General features: G+C 60.5%; 14 protein-coding genes, 1 rRNA gene and 1 pseudogene. 6 read left to right on the top strand and 10 right to left on the bottom strand.

Translation table 11 applies throughout. The features are described 5' to 3' along the window. Positions 1-120 precede the first annotated feature (120 nt). Complete coding sequence (locus tag CXK96_RS19300) at positions 121-513, top strand: VOC family protein (protein ID WP_102838044.1); 393 nt, start codon at positions 121-123, stop codon at positions 511-513. Positions 514-666: 153 nt separating this feature from the next. Here CXK96_RS19300 and CXK96_RS19305 read toward each other — a convergent pair whose 3' ends face one another. The 4 genes from CXK96_RS19305 to otsB form a co-directional block, all read right to left on the bottom strand. Next, positions 667-1,602 (bottom strand): DMT family transporter, encoded by a 936-nt coding sequence (locus CXK96_RS19305; RefSeq protein WP_102838045.1) that lies wholly within the window; start codon positions 1,600-1,602, stop codon positions 667-669. Next, a complete protein-coding gene (gene can / locus CXK96_RS19310; protein ID WP_102838046.1) occupies positions 1,602-2,249 on the bottom strand; it encodes a carbonate dehydratase in 648 nt (215 codons plus the stop codon). The genes CXK96_RS19305 and can overlap by 1 nt, the downstream gene beginning before the upstream one ends. An 80-nt stretch (positions 2,250-2,329) precedes the next feature. Continuing rightward, on the bottom strand, positions 2,330-3,739 hold the full coding sequence (otsA, locus tag CXK96_RS19315) for an alpha,alpha-trehalose-phosphate synthase (UDP-forming) (protein WP_102838047.1): 1,410 nt from the start codon (positions 3,737-3,739) through the stop codon (positions 2,330-2,332). 34 nt (positions 3,740-3,773) lie between these two features. Then, positions 3,774-4,529 carry a trehalose-phosphatase gene (otsB, locus tag CXK96_RS19320; protein ID WP_102838063.1) on the bottom strand — a complete coding sequence of 252 codons (756 nt, stop codon included), beginning with the start codon at positions 4,527-4,529 and terminating at the stop codon, positions 3,774-3,776. Between the two features lie 185 nt (positions 4,530-4,714). Between otsB and CXK96_RS19325 the strand changes: the two genes are divergently transcribed. Then, positions 4,715-5,257 carry a hypothetical protein gene (locus CXK96_RS19325; RefSeq protein ID WP_102838048.1) on the top strand — a complete coding sequence of 181 codons (543 nt, stop codon included), beginning with the start codon at positions 4,715-4,717 and terminating at the stop codon, positions 5,255-5,257. A gap of 98 nt (positions 5,258-5,355) precedes the next feature. Here the strand turns inward: CXK96_RS19325 and rimI are convergent, their stop codons facing one another. The 5 genes from rimI to CXK96_RS19350 all read right to left on the bottom strand — a co-directional run bounded on the left by rimI (position 5,356) and on the right by CXK96_RS19350 (position 10,911). Further along, entirely contained in the window at positions 5,356-5,808 is a 453-nt protein-coding gene (gene rimI, locus CXK96_RS19330) for a ribosomal protein S18-alanine N-acetyltransferase (protein ID WP_102838049.1), read from the bottom strand. Then, positions 5,801-6,652: an energy transducer TonB gene (locus CXK96_RS19335; protein WP_102838050.1), complete on the bottom strand. Its 852-nt coding sequence runs from the start codon at positions 6,650-6,652 to the stop codon at positions 5,801-5,803. The genes rimI and CXK96_RS19335 overlap by 8 nt, the downstream gene beginning before the upstream one ends. Next, complete coding sequence (locus tag CXK96_RS19340) at positions 6,649-8,196, bottom strand: 2-isopropylmalate synthase (protein ID WP_102838051.1); 1,548 nt, start codon at positions 8,194-8,196, stop codon at positions 6,649-6,651. The genes CXK96_RS19335 and CXK96_RS19340 overlap by 4 nt, the downstream gene beginning before the upstream one ends. 346 nt (positions 8,197-8,542) lie before the next feature. Then, positions 8,543-9,781, bottom strand: a complete 1,239-nt coding sequence (locus CXK96_RS19345; protein WP_102838052.1) for a saccharopine dehydrogenase family protein — start codon at positions 9,779-9,781, stop codon at positions 8,543-8,545. 32 nt (positions 9,782-9,813) lie between these two features. Next, on the bottom strand, positions 9,814-10,911 hold the full coding sequence (locus CXK96_RS19350) for a carboxynorspermidine decarboxylase (protein WP_102838064.1): 1,098 nt from the start codon (positions 10,909-10,911) through the stop codon (positions 9,814-9,816). A gap of 319 nt (positions 10,912-11,230) precedes the next feature. Here CXK96_RS19350 and mksB point away from each other — a divergent pair, with 319 nt between their 5' ends. From mksB to CXK96_RS19370, 4 genes and pseudogenes are all read left to right on the top strand, one after another. Then, entirely contained in the window at positions 11,231-12,472 is a 1,242-nt protein-coding gene (mksB, locus tag CXK96_RS19355; protein ID WP_102838053.1) for an Mks condensin complex protein MksB, read from the top strand. Positions 12,473-12,567: 95 nt separating this feature from the next. Beyond that, positions 12,568-13,257, top strand: coding sequence for an Mks condensin complex protein MksE (gene mksE, locus CXK96_RS19360; RefSeq protein WP_102838054.1), 690 nt, complete (start codon positions 12,568-12,570; stop codon positions 13,255-13,257). After that, positions 13,254-16,103 (top strand): Mks condensin complex protein MksF, encoded by a 2,850-nt coding sequence (mksF, locus tag CXK96_RS19365; RefSeq protein ID WP_102838055.1) that lies wholly within the window; start codon positions 13,254-13,256, stop codon positions 16,101-16,103. Before mksE ends, mksF begins: the two co-directional genes overlap by 4 nt. 402 nt (positions 16,104-16,505) lie before the next feature. Beyond that, a pseudogene (locus CXK96_RS19370) lies at positions 16,506-16,649 on the top strand (6-pyruvoyl trahydropterin synthase family protein); the annotation flags it as partial. A 537-nt stretch (positions 16,650-17,186) separates the two neighbouring features. Here the strand turns inward: CXK96_RS19370 and rrf are convergent. Then, positions 17,187-17,263 (bottom strand): 5S ribosomal RNA (gene rrf / locus CXK96_RS21190); the annotation flags it as partial.

Genomic DNA, 17,263 nt, shown 5'->3' on the forward strand with positions numbered 1-17,263 from the left:
CCAAAGCGGGATCAACCCGAGCCGCTGTTGTCGCTCAGAACCTCGTTGACGTCCCGCTTCATGCCGGTGCTACATTGCTCGTCCACAGCCGCACAACCAACCCCACTTAGCGAGGGACTCATGCTCAACCATGTAATGGTCGGTTCGAATGATATTGAACGGTCGAAGCGGTTCTACGACGCCGTGCTCGGCCTACTCGGCGCAGGCGAGCCGATCCGTAACACTGGGCCTACCGGGCACACCCGCCTCTTCTACCGACACGATGGCAGCCTCTTCGGTGTTACCGAACCCATCAACGGTAAAGAAGCGACGGTTGCCAATGGCGGCACGATTGGCTTCAAGTGCAACTCGCCCGAGCAGGTCCAGGCGTTCCACGACATCGGTGTGGCACATGGCGGCACAACTTGCGAAGATCCACCGGGGCTGCGCGAAAGCAGCCTAGGCGCGATGCATCTGGGCTATGTGCGCGACCCTGATGGCAACAAGCTGTGCGCCATCTACCGCGCGCCATAATCTGCACTGCACCGCACAACCAAGAGCGGCGCCACCGTTGAACGTCTGTGCGCTGCACCCTGGCTGCGGCGCATGAACGCTAACAAGACGGGTGCGTTCCGGGGCCCTCCATCCAAACGCACGAGCGCCCTGATAAGCCTTAAAACGAGCCCGCTAGCGCGGGTTTTGTTTCGCCTGACTTAAGAGCGGGCTACCTGCTCTGACCTGAGTCGCCAGCAGCAACCCGGCAAAAATCAGTCCGCCGCCAATCCAGTGGAACAGCTGCAAGCCTTCTCCCAGCAGCAGCCAGCCGAGAATCGCGGTGAAAACCGGCATCAGATAAGTCGCCATTGCCGCTTTGGCTGCGCCAACGGTTTTGACGCCGTGGTTCCAGGACAGATACGCAATCAGCGAGGCGAAGACCGCTGTGTAGGCGATGACGCTGAGGTTGGTCAGGCTCGGTGTGAAACCGCCGACCTGGCTGTATTCGAACAGGTAGAACGGCAGGATCAGCGGCGTACCGATTGCCATCAACACGCCTAGCAACGTCAAGGGCGGAACCTGAAGAAAGCTGCTCCAGCGTCGCAGCGACAGGGTGTACAGCGCCCATACCAGCACGGCCACGAGCATGATGAGATCGCCAGCCTTGAACGCCAGGTTTGCAAACGCATCCCAGCTGCCACGGCTGATCAGATAGACCAATCCGCAGGCGGCGATGGCCATGCCGAACCAGGCGCGACGGGCGGGCCACTCACCCAGCAACAGGCCACCGCCAATAAAGGTGAACAACGGCAGACAGGTGTTGACCAGGGTGAGGTTGATGGCTTCGGTGCTTTGCGCAGCAGAGTACAGCAGCGAGTTGTAGCTGCTGATGCCGAGCGCCGCGACCACCAGCAAGCGCCAGCCGGCTGCGCGAAGCGTGGCGCGATGCGTCCAGATGGAGCGCACCACGAATGGCAGCAACAGACAGGTGGCCAGCGTCCAGCGCCAGAACGCGAGGGTCAGCGGTGGGATCGCCTCATGAAAGGCGCGCGCCACCAGAGCGTTTCCGCTCCAGCAGAGCACGGCGAGCAACAGCCCAGCGAAGGCCCATCCCTGACGCGACGCCATCAGACGGGCTGACGCGTGCGAAGGCGGTACTGCGGCGGCAGCTGGTCAAGACCGCTGATGGTGACGTTGAGGTTCTTCCAGATACCGTCCCTGATGCCGTAGATGCAGCCGTGCACGGACAGCGGCTGACCGCGGTGCCAGGCGTTCTGGACGATGTTGGTGTGGCTGACATTGGCGACCTGCTGGATGACGTTGAGCTCGCAGAGGCGATCCACCTGCGCTTCTTCAGTCGGGAAGCTGGCGATGTGCTCGCGGTGCTCGTAATAGAGATCGCGGATGGTGCGCAGCCAGCCGTCGATCAGCCCGAGCTGGTCGTCACGCATCGAGGCGCGAACACCGCCGCAACCGTAATGGCCGGTGACAAGGATATGCCGCACCTTGAGCACGTCCACCGCGTACTGGATCACCGACAGACAATTGAGGTCGGTGTGCAGGACGACATTGGCGACGTTGCGGTGAACGAACAGATCGCCGGGCAGCAGGCCGACAATCTCGTTGGCCGGTACGCGCGCATCCGAACAGCCGATCCAGAGGTATTCCGGCACCTGCTGCTTGGCCAGTTTGGTGAAAAAGGTCGGGTCTTCCTCGATGATCGCTTCAGCCCAGCGCGCATTGTTCTCGAATAACTGTTGAAGCTCGTTGCTCATCGCCTGCCCCTTCCATTCCGACACGCACGTTACGAACCGGTCGGCGTTTTGACAAGCACGCAGACCGGTACGTCACAGCATTAGACGGTGAACAGCGGATTCGCCTGGACTTCGGCTCGTGGGCGGGAAGAAAAGGCGCGCAAGTCCCGCAGGAAATTGTCGCGCCAGGCATCCAGATCAGCGGCACGTATCGCCCGCATCATGTGCTCGTAGCGATCCTTTCGCTCGGTCAGCGACATGCGCATCGCGCGGTCCAGCGCCTCGGCCATGCCGATGCAATCGTAGGGGTTGATGATCAGCGCCGAGGTCAGCTCCCGCGCGGCGCCGGCAAAGCGTGATAACACCAGTACACCGGGGTCTTCCGGGTCCTGGGAGGCGACGAATTCTTTGGCAACCAGGTTCATGCCATCGCGCAGCGGTGTGACGAAGCCGATGTCGGACTGGCGAAACAGGCCCATCAGGGCGCGACGGTCGTGGCTTTTGTTGAGATAATGCAGCGGCGTCCAGTCCAGATCGGAGAGCCAACCGTTGATGTGTCCGGCCTGGCTTTCCAGCTGCTGCCTGATCGCCTGATAAGTCTTCACATCCGAGCGAGATGTTGGCGCGATCTGAATGAACTCCACCGCACGCCGATGCTCCGGGTAGCGCTCAAGGAACGCCTGGTAGGCCATGAAACGCTCCACCAGCCCCTTGGAGTAATCCAGCCGGTCAACGCTGACGATCTTCTTGCGATCCACATCCGTGGTGCGCCGCATGGGCTTGGTGCGACCCTTGTAGGACTCGGCAAGATCCTGAATCTCATCCGGCACCACGCCGATGGGATAGACCCCTGCGCGGAAGTTCTGACCATAAGCCGTCAAGCTGCCATCCGACTCAAGAATGCCGCGCACCTCACGGGTCATGTAGTCCTGAAACGCCAGCCGATCGGTCTCGGTCTGGAAGCCGATAAGGTCATAGAAGCAGAGCGTCTTGAGCAGCTCGTTGTGCGGCGGAATGACGGTGAGAATTTCCGGTGGCGGAAACGGAATGTGGAGAAAGAAGCCGATGCGATTGCGAATGCCCAGCTGGCGGCAGGCTTCGGCGAAAGGAATCAGGTGGTAGTCATGGATCCAGATGATGTCGTCAGGCTTGAGATGGGGCTTGAGCTTTTCCGCCAACATGGCGTTGACCCGCCTGTAGCCCTCGTACTCCTGCCGGTTGTAGCGCGCCAGGTCGATCCGGTAGTGGAAGATCGGCCACAGCGTGGCATTGGAAAACCCACGGTAATACTGATCGTAGTCCTGCTTGGTCAGGCCCAGCGTGACGTAGGTGATGTTACCGACGGTCTCGGTGCTGGTTTGCGGGGAGCTGCTCACGTCCCCGCTCCAGCCAAACCAGATACCCCCGGCCTGGCGCAACGCGTCATGCACACCCACTGCAAGCCCGCCAGCAGCGACCTTCCCCGCCTTGATCGGCGCTACGCGGTTAGAAACCACTACTAGTCGGCTCATGCTAGTTCTCGCTTCAATCTGGTTTTATTGGATGTTATTGCGGCTCCAGCAGCGTGCTTTGCAACCGGTCCAGCCAGGCGGCAACGGCTTCTACCGATTCCAGCCGCTGCGTGGCTTCGGTCGCTCCGCTGCCCACCTTGATCGAGACCCCGCCCAGCTCATTAACCACCGTGAAGCCAGCTTCATCGGTCAAATCATCACCAATGAAGACCGGCGTCCGCCCGGCAAATGGCGCCTCTTGCATGAAGGTACGGATGACTTCGCCCTTGCTGGCGCCGCGAGGCTTGAGCTCGAATACGCACTTGCCAGGCTGAAGCGCCAGCACCTCACCATAACGGGAGACGAAATCTTCGGCCACGTGACGCGCTGTCTCTTCCAACTCAGGGGCCAGACGGAAATGCAGAGCAAAGGCGACGCCCTTGTTCTCAAGCGACAGGCCAGGATGCTCGGCACATGCCTGCGCCAGCTCGCGCTGAATGGCATCGAGCACCTCGTTATCGAGGGCCAGGTTTTGCAGCTCCCCGGCTGCGGTACGACGCTCGGCGCCGTGCACACCGGCTGCAGGCAGCTGCAGGGGAGTGAGCAGCGCATCGAGCTGACTGATTGGCCGGCCTGACACGACCGCAACAGGAATGCCGTTGGCGCTCAGCTGTTCGAGCGCGGCCAGCGAACGAGGCGGGATGAAAACGAGTTCTGGACGCGGCTGGATATCAGCGAGCGTGCCATCGACATCGAAGAAAAAAGCGCAGCGCCGAGTCTCTAGCTCGGGTTGATCATCTTGTTTACTCATGTAGCTGGGACCCCCGATCAACGGTGGTGGTTCGCGTTTTTTTATCGCGGCCGGCGCCTGCAATTCAACAAGCACAGCCACTGCAGCTTGGTTCATAAAGCCGGAACCGGCCAGCGGCCGGCCTGAATCTTCACATCGCCGCCGGGTCACAACCTGCAAGACCAGAGTTCTAGCAGGAGGTTGTCATGAACGATTCCAAGCCCTACACCCCCAAGGAAATCGACACTACCGAGGACCGCATGGGCTCCATCGAGCAGCTCGATTTCGATCAGCATCGGGACGATCGTAAAGGCCGCATTGGAGATGAAGTGCCTGCCGAAGAACTCGAGGACGAGTTTCCGCCAGAGCGCGTAGCCGAAGCCGGGATGACGACTGGCGAAGTACCTGGCGGGCAGACCACCATGGACGACATGGCGCCAGAGACGCTGATTCCTGACGATGGCTCTCGCTCGCCACACGAGCGTGGTCATGGCGGGCCGGCGGATCAGGAGCTGAGTGAAGTTTCGGAGCATCGCATCGGTGCCGATGTCGACCTGGACGAGGCCGAAGCGGGCCGCTCCGACCCGCTGGACGGCAAGCCGTGGGACGGCCCGGCAGAGGGTGACCCGGACACAGGTCTTGGCGGCGGCGACGCCGTGCTGCATGAAAATGACGATGTGATGGACGACGACGAACTCGGCGGCGACGCCCCGCTGGATTCTGGCCGGGACAAGGCCCCGGGGCAGTAGCGTCTACAAAGCTGCCTGCCATACGCAATGGATGCATGGCGGTAAAAGAAGGCCCGACTCTTTTGGAGTCGGGCCTTCTTGCCTCAGACCTTCGCTGCTCAGTCGATCAACGTACAGGCCATCACCAGAGCATCCTCGCGGCCCTCGGCGGACGGGTAGTAACCACGGCGCCGCCCGACCTCGTTGAAGCCATAACGCTCGTACAGACGGTAAGCCGAAGTATTGCTCGCGCGCACCTCAAGGAAGCACTCGCGCCCGCCACGCTCGTGAGCCCGTTGCATCAGATGTTCCAGAAGCCGCAAGCCAAGTCCGTGGCCCTGACTCTGTGGCTTGACCGTGATGTTGAGCAGATGTGCTTCGTCGAGAATGACGTTGATCACGCCATGACCGACCTGCTGCTCGCCCTCGAACATCACCCAGCATTCATAGGCGGTGAGCGCATCGGTGAAGATGCCGCGGGTCCAGGGATGGCTGAAGGCCGCGTATTCGATTTTCAGCACGGTTTCGATATCCGCCGCAGTCATCGGGCGGAAGCTCACTGCATCACTCATGAACACTACTCGTGGACCCACTCAAACCAGTCACCCAGCGCGGCATGCTGCGGCGCATGGCTTTCCACAGCTGCGCCTTGCTGCCAGGCTGCTCCATCAACTGTTCCAGCCCCGGTATGGTCAACGCAACGCCCAGGCCTTCAATGGTCAACTCGCGGTAGCAGGCGTCCGCCTCGACTTCGCCAGCAAACCGCAGCGCGGGCGAACCGACCAACCAGAGGCAGGCACACCCCATACCCTCGAGCTCAGCCGCAACCACGCCTTGCACATAGTCGCGCGCGGCCTCTGCACCTTGATCAAGGCTGCCGCGATGGAGCAGCGGCCAGCGAATCGGCTCACCGTCACCGACCTGCTGCGGGCTGTCCGGCAGCCTGGCGGCGCGCAACAAGTCCTTGAGCAGGATGTAAGCCGGATCGCGGCTCTGGAAGGATTCCCCGGTGGGCAGCTCGACCAAGAGCAAGACATTGCCCGCACGCAACAACTGCAAGGCGAAGCGAGGTGGCGGTACGGCAACTTTCTGCTCGGCGGCGACCGCTTGCGCCTCGCCAGTCTTGGCGGCTGACTTTTTTGGCTCAGGCATGGCGACCCGCGACATGACCGAGCGAACCGCATCAGCAGCCGGACTCGCCGAAGCCGCCGCTACCGGCGCTATTGCCTCAGGTGCCGCAACGGTTGGCTGTGCCGCCGAGCGAGGCTCGACGACTGGCGCGGCCTCGTCTTCCGCCTCGAAGAACTGCAACAGTTCCGGCCGCGAAGGGGCGGCAAACGGCAGCTCGGCGCGCGGCAGCCAGGTGGTGATCTGCATGGCATCGAGAAAGGCCCGACGCCGACTTTCGGTAATCAAACCCCGGCCACCTGCGGATGAGCCTTGGCGCCAACCTGCATCAGATTCAGCGCATTGAGGTAAGCCTTGGCCGAGGCGACGACGATATCGGTGTCGGCACCGTTGCCATTGACGATGCGTCCACCCTTCTCCAGCCGCACCGTGACCTCGCCTTGCGAGTCGGTGCCCTTGGTGATGGCGTTGACCGAATACAGCTGAAGCGTCGCGCCCGAATTGGCTATCGACTCGATGGCCTTGAAGGTCGCATCGACCGGTCCCGAACCCTGTCCGGACGCGGCCTGCTCATTGCCGTCCACACTCAGTACGAGCTTGGCGTCTGGCACCTCGCCGGTCTTGCTCGCCACCTCCAGGGTGACGAGTTTGAAATGCTCCTGCACGTCCTCGGCCAGCGTGTCGGACACCAGCGCCTGCAAGTCCTCATCAAAGATCTCGTGCTTCTTGTCCGCCAACTCCTTGAAGCGCGCAAAAGCCGCGTTCAGCTCGCCCTCGCCCGGCAGGACGATGCCCAGCTCCTCGAGCCGCGAACGGAACGCAGCGCGCCCCGAGTGCTTGCCCATCACCATCTTGTTGGCATTCCAGCCCACCGATTGCGCGGACATGATTTCGTAGGTTTCGCGGTGTTTGAGCACGCCATCCTGATGAATGCCGGACTCATGGGCAAAGGCATTGGCACCCACGATGGCCTTGTTCGGCTGCACCGGAAAGCCGGTGATTCCGGAGACCAGACGCGAGGCGCTGAGGATGTGTTCGGTCTCGATCCGGGTGTGCACGTCGAGCAGGTCCTGGCGGGTCTTGATCGCCATGACGATTTCTTCCAGGGCGGCATTGCCGGCGCGCTCGCCAAGCCCGTTGATGGTGCACTCGACTTGCCGAGCACCGGCGACTACCGCGGCAAGCGAGTTGGCGACTGCCAGACCCAGGTCGTTGTGGCAATGCACGGAGAAAACAGCTTTATCCGCGTTGGGAATGCGCTCAAGTAGCTGGCGAATCATGTCGGCATACTGATGCGGAATGGCGTAGCCGACAGTGTCCGGGATATTGATCGTACGTGCGCCGGCGTCGATGGCCGCCTCGATGATGCGGCACAGGAAATCGATTTCCGACCGCCCGGCGTCCTCACAGGAGAACTCCACATCGGCGCAGAGGTTGCGCGCTTTGGTCACCGCCCGAACGGCCTGCTCGACCACTTGGTCCGGCTGCATGCGCAACTTGTACTGCATATGAATCGGGCTGGTGGCGATAAAGGTATGGATGCGTCCGGAGTTGGCCCCAGCGAGTGCTTCGGCAGCGCGTTCGATATCGGCATCGACGGCGCGGGCCAAGCTACAGACGGTGCTGTCCTTGATATGGTCGGCCACGGCTTTGACGGCGGCGAAATCGCCCGGACTGGCGATGGCGAAGCCGGCCTCGATCACGTCCACTTTCAGCCGCTCGAGGGCCTTGGCGATGCGCAGCTTTTCTTCGCCCGTCATGGAGGCGCCGGGGCTCTGCTCACCGTCACGCAGAGTGGTGTCGAAGATGATGACGCGATCATTGCTGCTCATAGGAAGGTCCTCACGGCTGCCAAGCGCCTCTCATGGGGCGCTGTTGTCCGCGGATTGTCGCGTGAAATGAACGGGGCGGGAAGGCGCAGCTGCGTTCGTAGAGGAGATGTCGCTTTTACTTCACCACGAAACATGTGTGGTGCTGGCACTGGCGCGTGTGCCATCAACGGCCAAAAACGTCTGTGGAAAACGCTTCGCGGTTTTCCACCCTACGAATGCCAGACCCCACGTTGATACGTAGGGTGGATGTCGCGTTTTACATCCACCGCCGCGTCGCGGACAAAGTTAAAGGCCCCGCTGCCAGAGCAGCGGGGCCTTTCGTTCTTTCGTGCAACTTGTCGCTGGCTTAATGATCCCAGGCCCGGTCGCCGCGCTCGTCCTTGATCCGAGTCGGCAGGCCCATCGCGTCGAGCAACTTGAGGAATGGCTGCGCCGGCAATTGCTCGACGTTTACCATGCGCTGCGCATCCCACTCTCCACGCGCCACCAGCAGCGCGGCGGCGACTGGCGGTACGCCAGCGGTGTAGGAAATGCCCTGGCTGTCCGTCTCGGCGTAAGCCTCTTCATGATCGGCCACGTTGTAGATGAACAACTCGCGCGGCTGGCCGTCCTTCGTGCCTTTGATGAGGTCGCCGATGCAGGTCTTGCCCGTGTAGCCAGGCGCCAGCGAAGCGGGATCAGGCAGCACTGCTTTCACCACCTTGAGTGGCACCACTTCCAGGCCTTCTGCTGTACGTACCGGCTGCTCCGAAAGCAAGCCGAGTTTGTTCAGCACGGTGAAGACATTGATGTAATGGTCACCAAAACTCATCCAGAAGCGGACGTTGGGAACTTCGAGGTGCTTGGAGAGCGAATGCACCTCGTCATGCCCGGTCAGGTAGAGGCTCTGCTCGCCCACGACTGGCAGGTTGTCGGTGCGTTTGACCTCGAACATGCGGTTGGTCGTCCACTGGCTGTTCTGCCAGCTGTAGACCTGACCGGTGAATTCTCGGAAGTTGATTTCCGGGTCGAAATTGGTCGCGAAATATTTGCCGTGCGAACCGGCGTTGACGTCCAGAATATCGATCGACTCGATCTTGTCGAAGTATTCCTGCTGCGCCAGGGCGGCGTATGCATTAACCACGCCCGGGTCGAAGCCAGCGCCCAGAATGGCGGTGACGCCCTTTTCCTGACACTCGGCCAGATGCTTCCACTCGTAGTTGCCGTACCACGGCGGCGTTTCGCAAATCTTGTTCGGCTCTTCGTGAATAGCCGTATCGAGATAAGCTGCGCCAGTGTCGATGCAGGCGCGAAGAACGGACATATTGAGGAAAGCCGAACCGACGTTGATGACGATCTGTGATTCGGTTTCGCGAATCAGTGCCTTGGTCGCTTCAACATCCAGTGCATCCAGCGCATAAGCCTTGATTTCGCCGGGCTGCTTCAGGCCGCCCTTGCCCTCTACGCTGTCGATGATGGCCTGGCATTTGGAGATGCTGCGCGACGCGATGGCAATACGACCGAGTTCGTCGTTGTGCTGCGCGCATTTGTGGGCCACCACCTTGGCGACACCTCCTGCCCCAATGATAAGAACGTTCTTCTTCAATTTCTTTTGATACCCCTTTTTAGCTGCCGGCCTCAGGAAAGGCTGGACAGGTAATCGTCAAAGTTGAATTCGCGAACCACCTCGACGCTGCCGTCGAGCTGCTTTACAACGATGGACGGCATTTTCAGGCCGTTGAACCAGTTTTTCTTGACCATTGTGTAACCCGCTGCGTCGATAAACGACAGCCGATCGCCGATGGTCAGCGGACGATCAAATTGGTACTCGCCGAAGATATCGCCGGCCAGACAGGATTTGCCGCACACCATGTAGCTGTGCTCGCCGTCGTTGGGCGCCATCTTGGCGTTGAGGCGGTAGATCAGGAGATCGAGCATATGCGCCTCGATCGAGCTGTCGACTACCGCAAGATTCTTGCCGTTGTACAGGGTGTCGAGCACTGTCACTTCAAGCGAGGAGCTATGGGTGATCGCCGCTTCGCCCGGCTCCAGGTAAACCTGCACACCATACTTCTCGGAGAAAGTTTTCAGGCGGGCGCAGAAGGCATCGAGTGGGTAGTCTTCCCCGGTGAAGTGGATACCGCCACCGAGGCTGACCCATTCGACTTGTTCGAGCAGATGGCCGAAGCGCTCCTCGATGGTGCCGAGCATCTTGTCGAACAGCTCGAAGCTACTGTTCTCACAGTTGTTGTGGAACATGAAGCCGGAAATCTTGCCCATGACCGAGGCTATTTTCTCCGGGTCCCACTCGCCGAGACGACTGAACGGGCGCGCCGGATCGGCGAGCAGATAGTCGGAGCTGCTGACCTGAGGGTTTACGCGCAAACCACGAATGGTGCCTTCGGTGGCGGCCTCGAAACGCTCAAGTTGGCCAATGGAGTTGAAGATGATCTTGTCGCAATTGGCGACCATCTCTTCAATTTCATCATCCGCCCAGGCCACGCTGTAAGCATGGGCTTCTCCTGCGAACTTCTGCCGGCCAAGCTTGAGCTCGTACAGTGAAGACGAAGTAGTACCGTCCATGTACTGCTGCATCAGGTCGAAAACCGACCAGGTGGCGAAGCATTTGAGCGCCAGCAGCGCCTTGGCGCCGGACCGCTCGCGTACATAGGCAATCTTTTCCAGATTGCCCAGCAGCTTCTGTTTGTCGATGAGGTAATACGGCGTCTTGATCATGTGTGCGTGCCCCGAAAAGGTCGCCGACAGGAAGCCGACCGCTTCCCGTTTGGAAAAAGGGCGAATTGTGCCGGTAACCAACGCATATCGAAATAGCATTTCGACACTTCATCGACTTTCATGATGTTCGGTCGCCACGAAATTGCTGGGCTGCAAGGATGCGCGGCAGACTAAACCGCAAACGATGACGACCGGATGAACCGTCGCACTTGCTTACAGGAGTGCCGATCAGGACGCATCCGATCGTCTCCGCCTGCCATTAAGCCTGCGGGGATGCAGTACAATTTGCGCCTTTTTTCATGGCTGGATTGGCGCCTCGATGATCGAACCCAAGCGCGTACTGCGCGCACTCGCCGAACACTGGACATTGCTCGAGCCACTGTGCGAGCGCTTCGACGCTGGCACCCTGAGCCTGATCGAACTTCGTCACCAGCTCGCTGCGCAACTGCCGGAAGGAACGCCCACCGACATCACGGCCCTGCTCGATCAATGGATCCGTCTGGACATCCTGGTGCCGGTGGCGAAAAGCCCGAATCGCTTCGAGCTAAACGCTCAGATCCATGACTTTTTGGCCTACCTGCGTCGCGAACATCGCCTGGGCCTGTGCCTGGAAATCGAAGCCTATCTGCGTCACCTCGAACGCCTGGCGGGCCACATCCAGGACGCCTTCGAGATCCGCGACGGTCAGGACCTGGCCCGCCAGCTGCGCCTGCTCGACATGCGCGTGCGCGATGTACTGAAGAAGCTCGCAAATGATGAACAGGCGTTGATTGGCGTGGCTGATCGGGCAAAGACCAGCGATCGGCAGATCCCGTTGCGCCAGCGTTACGCCGAGGTACTGGCGACCTGGGATGAATATGTCGAGCCAATGATTCAGCTGGTCGCGGCTGACGGTGCCTTCGAGCAAGGCGTCTACCGCGTCGAACAGGTGCTGATGAAGCTGCTCGGCGAGCAACAGCGGCTCGGCCAACTGGTCGACGACGATCTGCTGTTACGCACGCATGCGCGGATTCTGGAAATGCAGAGCACCGCCCAGCTGACCCTCCGTCATGCTCGCGAGCTGCTGCTGCCCTTGCGTGAGGAGGCGCGTCGACACAATGCGGTGACCCGTGGTGCCGCGCTGGCGCTGTCGGCCATCCGCAAGAAAGGCCTCGATGCCGTGCCACAGGCCTCGCTGCCGCTGTTCACCCGGCCGCAGAGTACCTTCCTCGGCTCAGCCAGCCAGGTCGAAGCCTACGTCTATGCCTTGGCCCGCTTCGAGCCGAAGCCGGCACAGTTTCCGCGGGCAGGCGGCAAGCGCAAGACTGACGCACCGCGGTCGCCGCTGACGGCGCGTGAGATGCTTGATCGTTGCGAGCAGGCGCTGCCGCTGCCTGACCTGATGCAATGGCTGCTGGAGCAGGAACCGGAGGGCGCTACCGATGAGCTGCTCTACTGGTTCTCGCGCTTATCCCGCGATGCGCGTTTCCAGCGCGACCGCCTGGAGCGGCGCGAGTACCTGACACGCGAGCATCAGGTCAGCCTCAGCTCATTCGCGCTGCTGGCCAATGCCGATGGTTGAGTCTTGTACTGCACGGTCAACCTGCCGCCTGTCCCGATTACCCATTTTCGTGAAAAGCGCTTCGCGGTTTCACACGATGATTGCCTGAGTTGTGTATGAACATCGACCTGAAAGAAATGACCCAGCTGGCGCCGATCTTCCGCGAGCTGTTCAAGGGCTATCACCTGTCGCGCAGCGAGCCCGAGTGCTACGCCCAGCTGTCCAACATGCAGGACCAGTACCGCGCGCTGTTCAAGGCGCTCGGCTTCGAACTGGTCTGCGATCCGCGCGGTTTCTACTACTTCGTCCCTGAGCAGATGGGCGCACAGGTCAACAAGACGGCTCAGCGCCTGGCGTTGTTCACCTTCATCCTTGTCGAACATTTGGCTGATCAGGGTCGCGATCCGCTCGCGGTGCTGGACGGCGGCACCCTCGGCCGTGATGAGCTGCCGGCGCTGCTCGATAAGTACCGCGACCTGTTTCTGCAGGCGGAAGTCACCACGCAGGACGAATTGGAGGAAAAGGTAATCCGCCGCCTGACGCAGCTGGGCTTCGCCGAAGACAGCAACGGCATCTACCGTTTCCTGCCGCCCATGCACCGCTTCCTAGATGTTTGCCTGTCCGTTCAGCAAGACCGCGACCTGGCTGCGAGCCTGCACAGCAATGACCTGTCGCTGCCCGCACCGCAGCTTATCGCCGATGAAGAAGAGGAGGACGACATCATTCTTCTCGACCGTGGCCCGGACGAATCCGAAGAAGATGCCCTTGCGCGTGCCATCGCCGAAGAAAAGGAGCTTGAAGCATGAGCCAGGAACGCTACGGCATTCGCCGCTTTGCCCTGCTGAACACCGCAGGCTACAGCCTCGGTATCTTTCCACTGGAAACGCCCCTGTCTGTATACGGCGCCAACAACCTCGGCAAGTCCGCATCGATCAACGCGCTGCAGTTTCCGATTTTGGCGCGCATGTCGGACATGAGTTTCGGCAAGTACAGCCTGGAACAGTCACGCAAGTTCTACTTCGCCAGCGACACCAGCTACATCCTCGTCGAAGTCGCCCTGCCTCATGGCCCGCACGTGATCGGTGTGGCCGGGCGGGGACCGGGTGGTGGCTTCGGCCATCAATTCTTCGTCTATCAGGGCTCGCTGGACCTGGACCACTATCAGCAGAACGGCACCTGCCTGCGCCAACGTGAGCTGTTCGCCAACCTGGAGCGCGCCGGCATCAAGGCCTACGAGGCCAAACCGGATGAACTGCGCCGGCTGCTGGTCGGTGGCCATACCGCGATTCCGTTGGACATGACGCTGATCCCGTTGCGCTCGACCAGCGAGCAGAGCCTGAAGACCTTCCGTGCGCTGTTCATCAACCTGCTGCATATGCGCGAGATCACCGCTGCCAAGCTCAAGCAGCTGTTCCTGGACGCCTTCGAGCACAGCCTGCGCTCGGGCAGCGTCGACTATATCGCTGCCACCGAAGAAGCCTTCCGCGACGTTCGCCGGATGGAGCAGGACTATCAAGCACTGGTCGCAGCTGGCCCGCTGGTCGAAGCGCTTGCCGCCGGCGTCGCGCAGCGTGAGTTGTTACGTGGCAAGTTGCATCGTCTGTCCCCCTTGCTCGACTCGCTCCTCGGCACCTGGCAGGACTATGCCGGCGCCCGCAAGGAAGAGCTGGTCATCCAGGCCGAACATTATCGCCGCGAACAAGACGGTTTGCAGAATGAACAGCGTGGCGGTACTGCTGAGCTAATGCGCCTAGAGCGTGAGATCAGCGAGATTCAGCGCTGGCTAGGTGAGCTCTCGGCGTTGATGAACCGCTTTGCGCTGGTCGAGGATGCCCGCGTACTCGAGCAGCAACTTCTCGCCGCCAAGGATGCTCACGATGAACTTGCTGGCGCGCTCTCCCAAGCGCGCCAGTTCTCCAGCGAAGACCTCGACGAGCGTCTGCGCGACCTGGAAAAGCGCCTCAAGTCGGTCCGGCAGCAACTGGACCATGCAGACAACAACAGCTATTCGCGCCTGCGCGAAGAGTTCTCCCAGGCCGATGTCGATCGTCTGATGCGCCTGTTCAATAGCCAACTGTTCAGCCTGCCCTTGGGTGACAAAGGCATCGCCATGGACGACGGCGATACCTGGGTCAAGTCGCTCGAAGCGGTGCTCGACGGCTTCAAGGGTGAACACTTTGAAGCGCCTGGGCTCTCCATCGACCTGTCCCATATCGAGCCACCTGCCCTGCAGGCGCTGGCCGACCGCACTGCGCTGCGTGATCAGAAGGATCGGTTGGAGCGCGAGTTGAAACAACTCAAGGCCCAGCATTCGGTGGCGGTCGACCGGGCCGCGAGCAAGGCGCAGGCCGAGCAGCTGTATCAACAGGTACTAGACGCTCAGAAAGCGCTGGAAGACTTCCGCCGTTGCCAGACCCTCTCAGCAGAAGAAGACAGCAAGCTCGAGCAGCTGGCCCAGGCGGAGGCGGCGCAGGACGAACTCAAGCGGACCAGCGATGCGTTTACCGAGCGGGTACAACACCTCTCGGCGAAGCTGCAGCTGGTTGGCCGGCAGTTGGCTGATCTCGAAGCCAAGGAACGCACGCTGGAAGACGCACTACGTCGCCGTCAGCTGCTTCCGGCCGACCTGCCTTTCGGCACGCCGTTCATGGACCCAGTGGATGACTCGCTGGATAACCTCCAACCGCTGCTCAACGACTATCAGGACAGCTGGCAGGCGTTGCAGCGCGTCGATGGTCAGATCGAAGCGCTCTACGCCCAGGTACGCCTCAAGGGCGTCGCCAAGTTTGATAGCGAAGAAGACCCCGAGCGTCGGCTTCAACTATTGGTGAACGCGTACGCGCATCGTCAGGATGAAGCCCTGACGCTGGCCAAGGCGCGTAGGGCGGCAGTTACCGACATTGCCCGTACCCTGCGCAACATTCGAAGCGACTACGACAGCCTCGAACATCAGCTGGCGTTGTTCAATCGCGAGATCAACAAGCGCCAGGTGTCGAACCTTGAGAGCTTCCGCATCGTCCTGGCACCGAACAAGGATGCGCTCAAGCATATCGACCAGATCATCCACAGCGCCGGACAATACGAGCAGGGCGAGACGCTGTCGGTGTTCGATCTGCAACAAAGCAGCGAACAGGACAGCAAGAACGAGGAAGCCAAGGAGTATCTGGCGCGCCTGGTTGCCGCAAACAACAACCAGCTGGGGCTGAAGGACCTGTTTGAGCTCGCCTTTGAAATCACCAAAGTTGGAGGTCAGCCGGTAATTCATACCGACATCGACGGCGCGGCATCCAACGGCACGACGATGACCATCAAGGCACTGACCAACATGTACCTGTTGCTGCACCTGATGGATCGCGAACAGGCCGGACGCATACGTCTACCCTACTATCTTGACGAAGCTGCGGACATCGACGAGCGAAACCAGCAAGCGCTGATCGAAACCAGTTTGCAACTAGGCTTCGTCCCGATTCTGGCATCGGTCAAACCTCAGGTGTCGGCCCATGTAGCCATCGACCTGGAAGGCGGCAGCGGTCCGACTGGCATCTACATAGACGAAGCGGATTGGAAATACATCAAGCGGCGCGAGCAGGCTGGGCAACCGGATGTAGCAGCTGAGCGAAACGCGGTACGAGAAGCCGAACCGATCAGCTGAAAGCTGGGTGGCGAGCCAGTCTACCGGTGGGATGGGCTGGCTCATTGGACACGGGCGTCTTTCCTGGCGTTCGTAGCCCAGTCCGCGCTGCCTGTCTCTTGTCCGCTAACTGGGCAGGCTGGGCATTCTCGCAAACGAGGTCAGAGTAGCTACGCTATGGTTGCTGGCGACTGGACCGCCCGATACTTTCGCTTCCTTAGTTCGCTTTGGAGCACGCACTTAGTCTTCCCGATAATGTGGCGCTACAGCTCCGCACAGTGGATCGTCCACGGTGATCTTAACCTCCTTGTCATCGGCACTTGGGTACAGCGTACTACTGCGCTTAGCCTTGCTCCTCTAAGTGCGCGCCAGCCACTTGGAGTCTATATTCGGGCCTTTCCATACCCCTACGGTTGCGCCTGAAATCATCTGCCCGGTCTGGCCAAACCCACCAGCGAGAACTTGGCCAAATGGATCTGGCATGAACTGATGCCGCGACTGCCGGAACTATCGAGAATTCGACTCCACGAAACCTGCACAAGTGGTTGCGAGTACCGAGGCGATTGACGCTCGCCTAGGCAGCGCGCTCTGCGCGACACGTTGCAGCTAGCAGGGGCTAGTGCCTTCGAGACCGCCCCCTGCTGATCCTCGCTGGCCATGAGCCATGCTCGTATTACTTGCCACGCATTCCGTTGAAGGTCTGACGACGCTCACGCTTGCATCTCGTGATGCGTATCACCGCGCCAAGCCGACAGACCATGGGTTTTCACTCCCAGGCCTCATTTGATGATGCACCCTTGGCTTGTTCGGCCCATAGCGTTCGGGCCGGCCTTTCTAAGCGCACCAAACACGTCATCACTACTCGGGCTCATTAGCGGTTTCGTCGCTCGTCTCCGCTTGTGATGCAATGTTACTGCCTCTCGTGCGGCCTCCGCATGCTCGCGTAAGCATTGACCCTTTGTGCCTGCAGTCAGTGCGTCTCTGCGAGTAGTTGCCCGACCGCTTGTGTAACGGGGTTTAAGCCCCGGCGATGGATACCCAAATTTTTAGCGCCCAAAGACAAACCCCCGATCCTCTTACGAAGATCGGGGGTTTGGTGTAGAAGCTTGACGATGACCTACTCTCACATGGGGAAGCCCCACACTACCATCGGCGATGCGTCGTTTCACTACTGAGTTCGG

Origin of the sequence: Stutzerimonas stutzeri, from assembly GCF_002890895.1 — a bacterium.
GTDB classification, from domain to species: domain Bacteria; phylum Pseudomonadota; class Gammaproteobacteria; order Pseudomonadales; family Pseudomonadaceae; genus Stutzerimonas; species Stutzerimonas stutzeri_AB.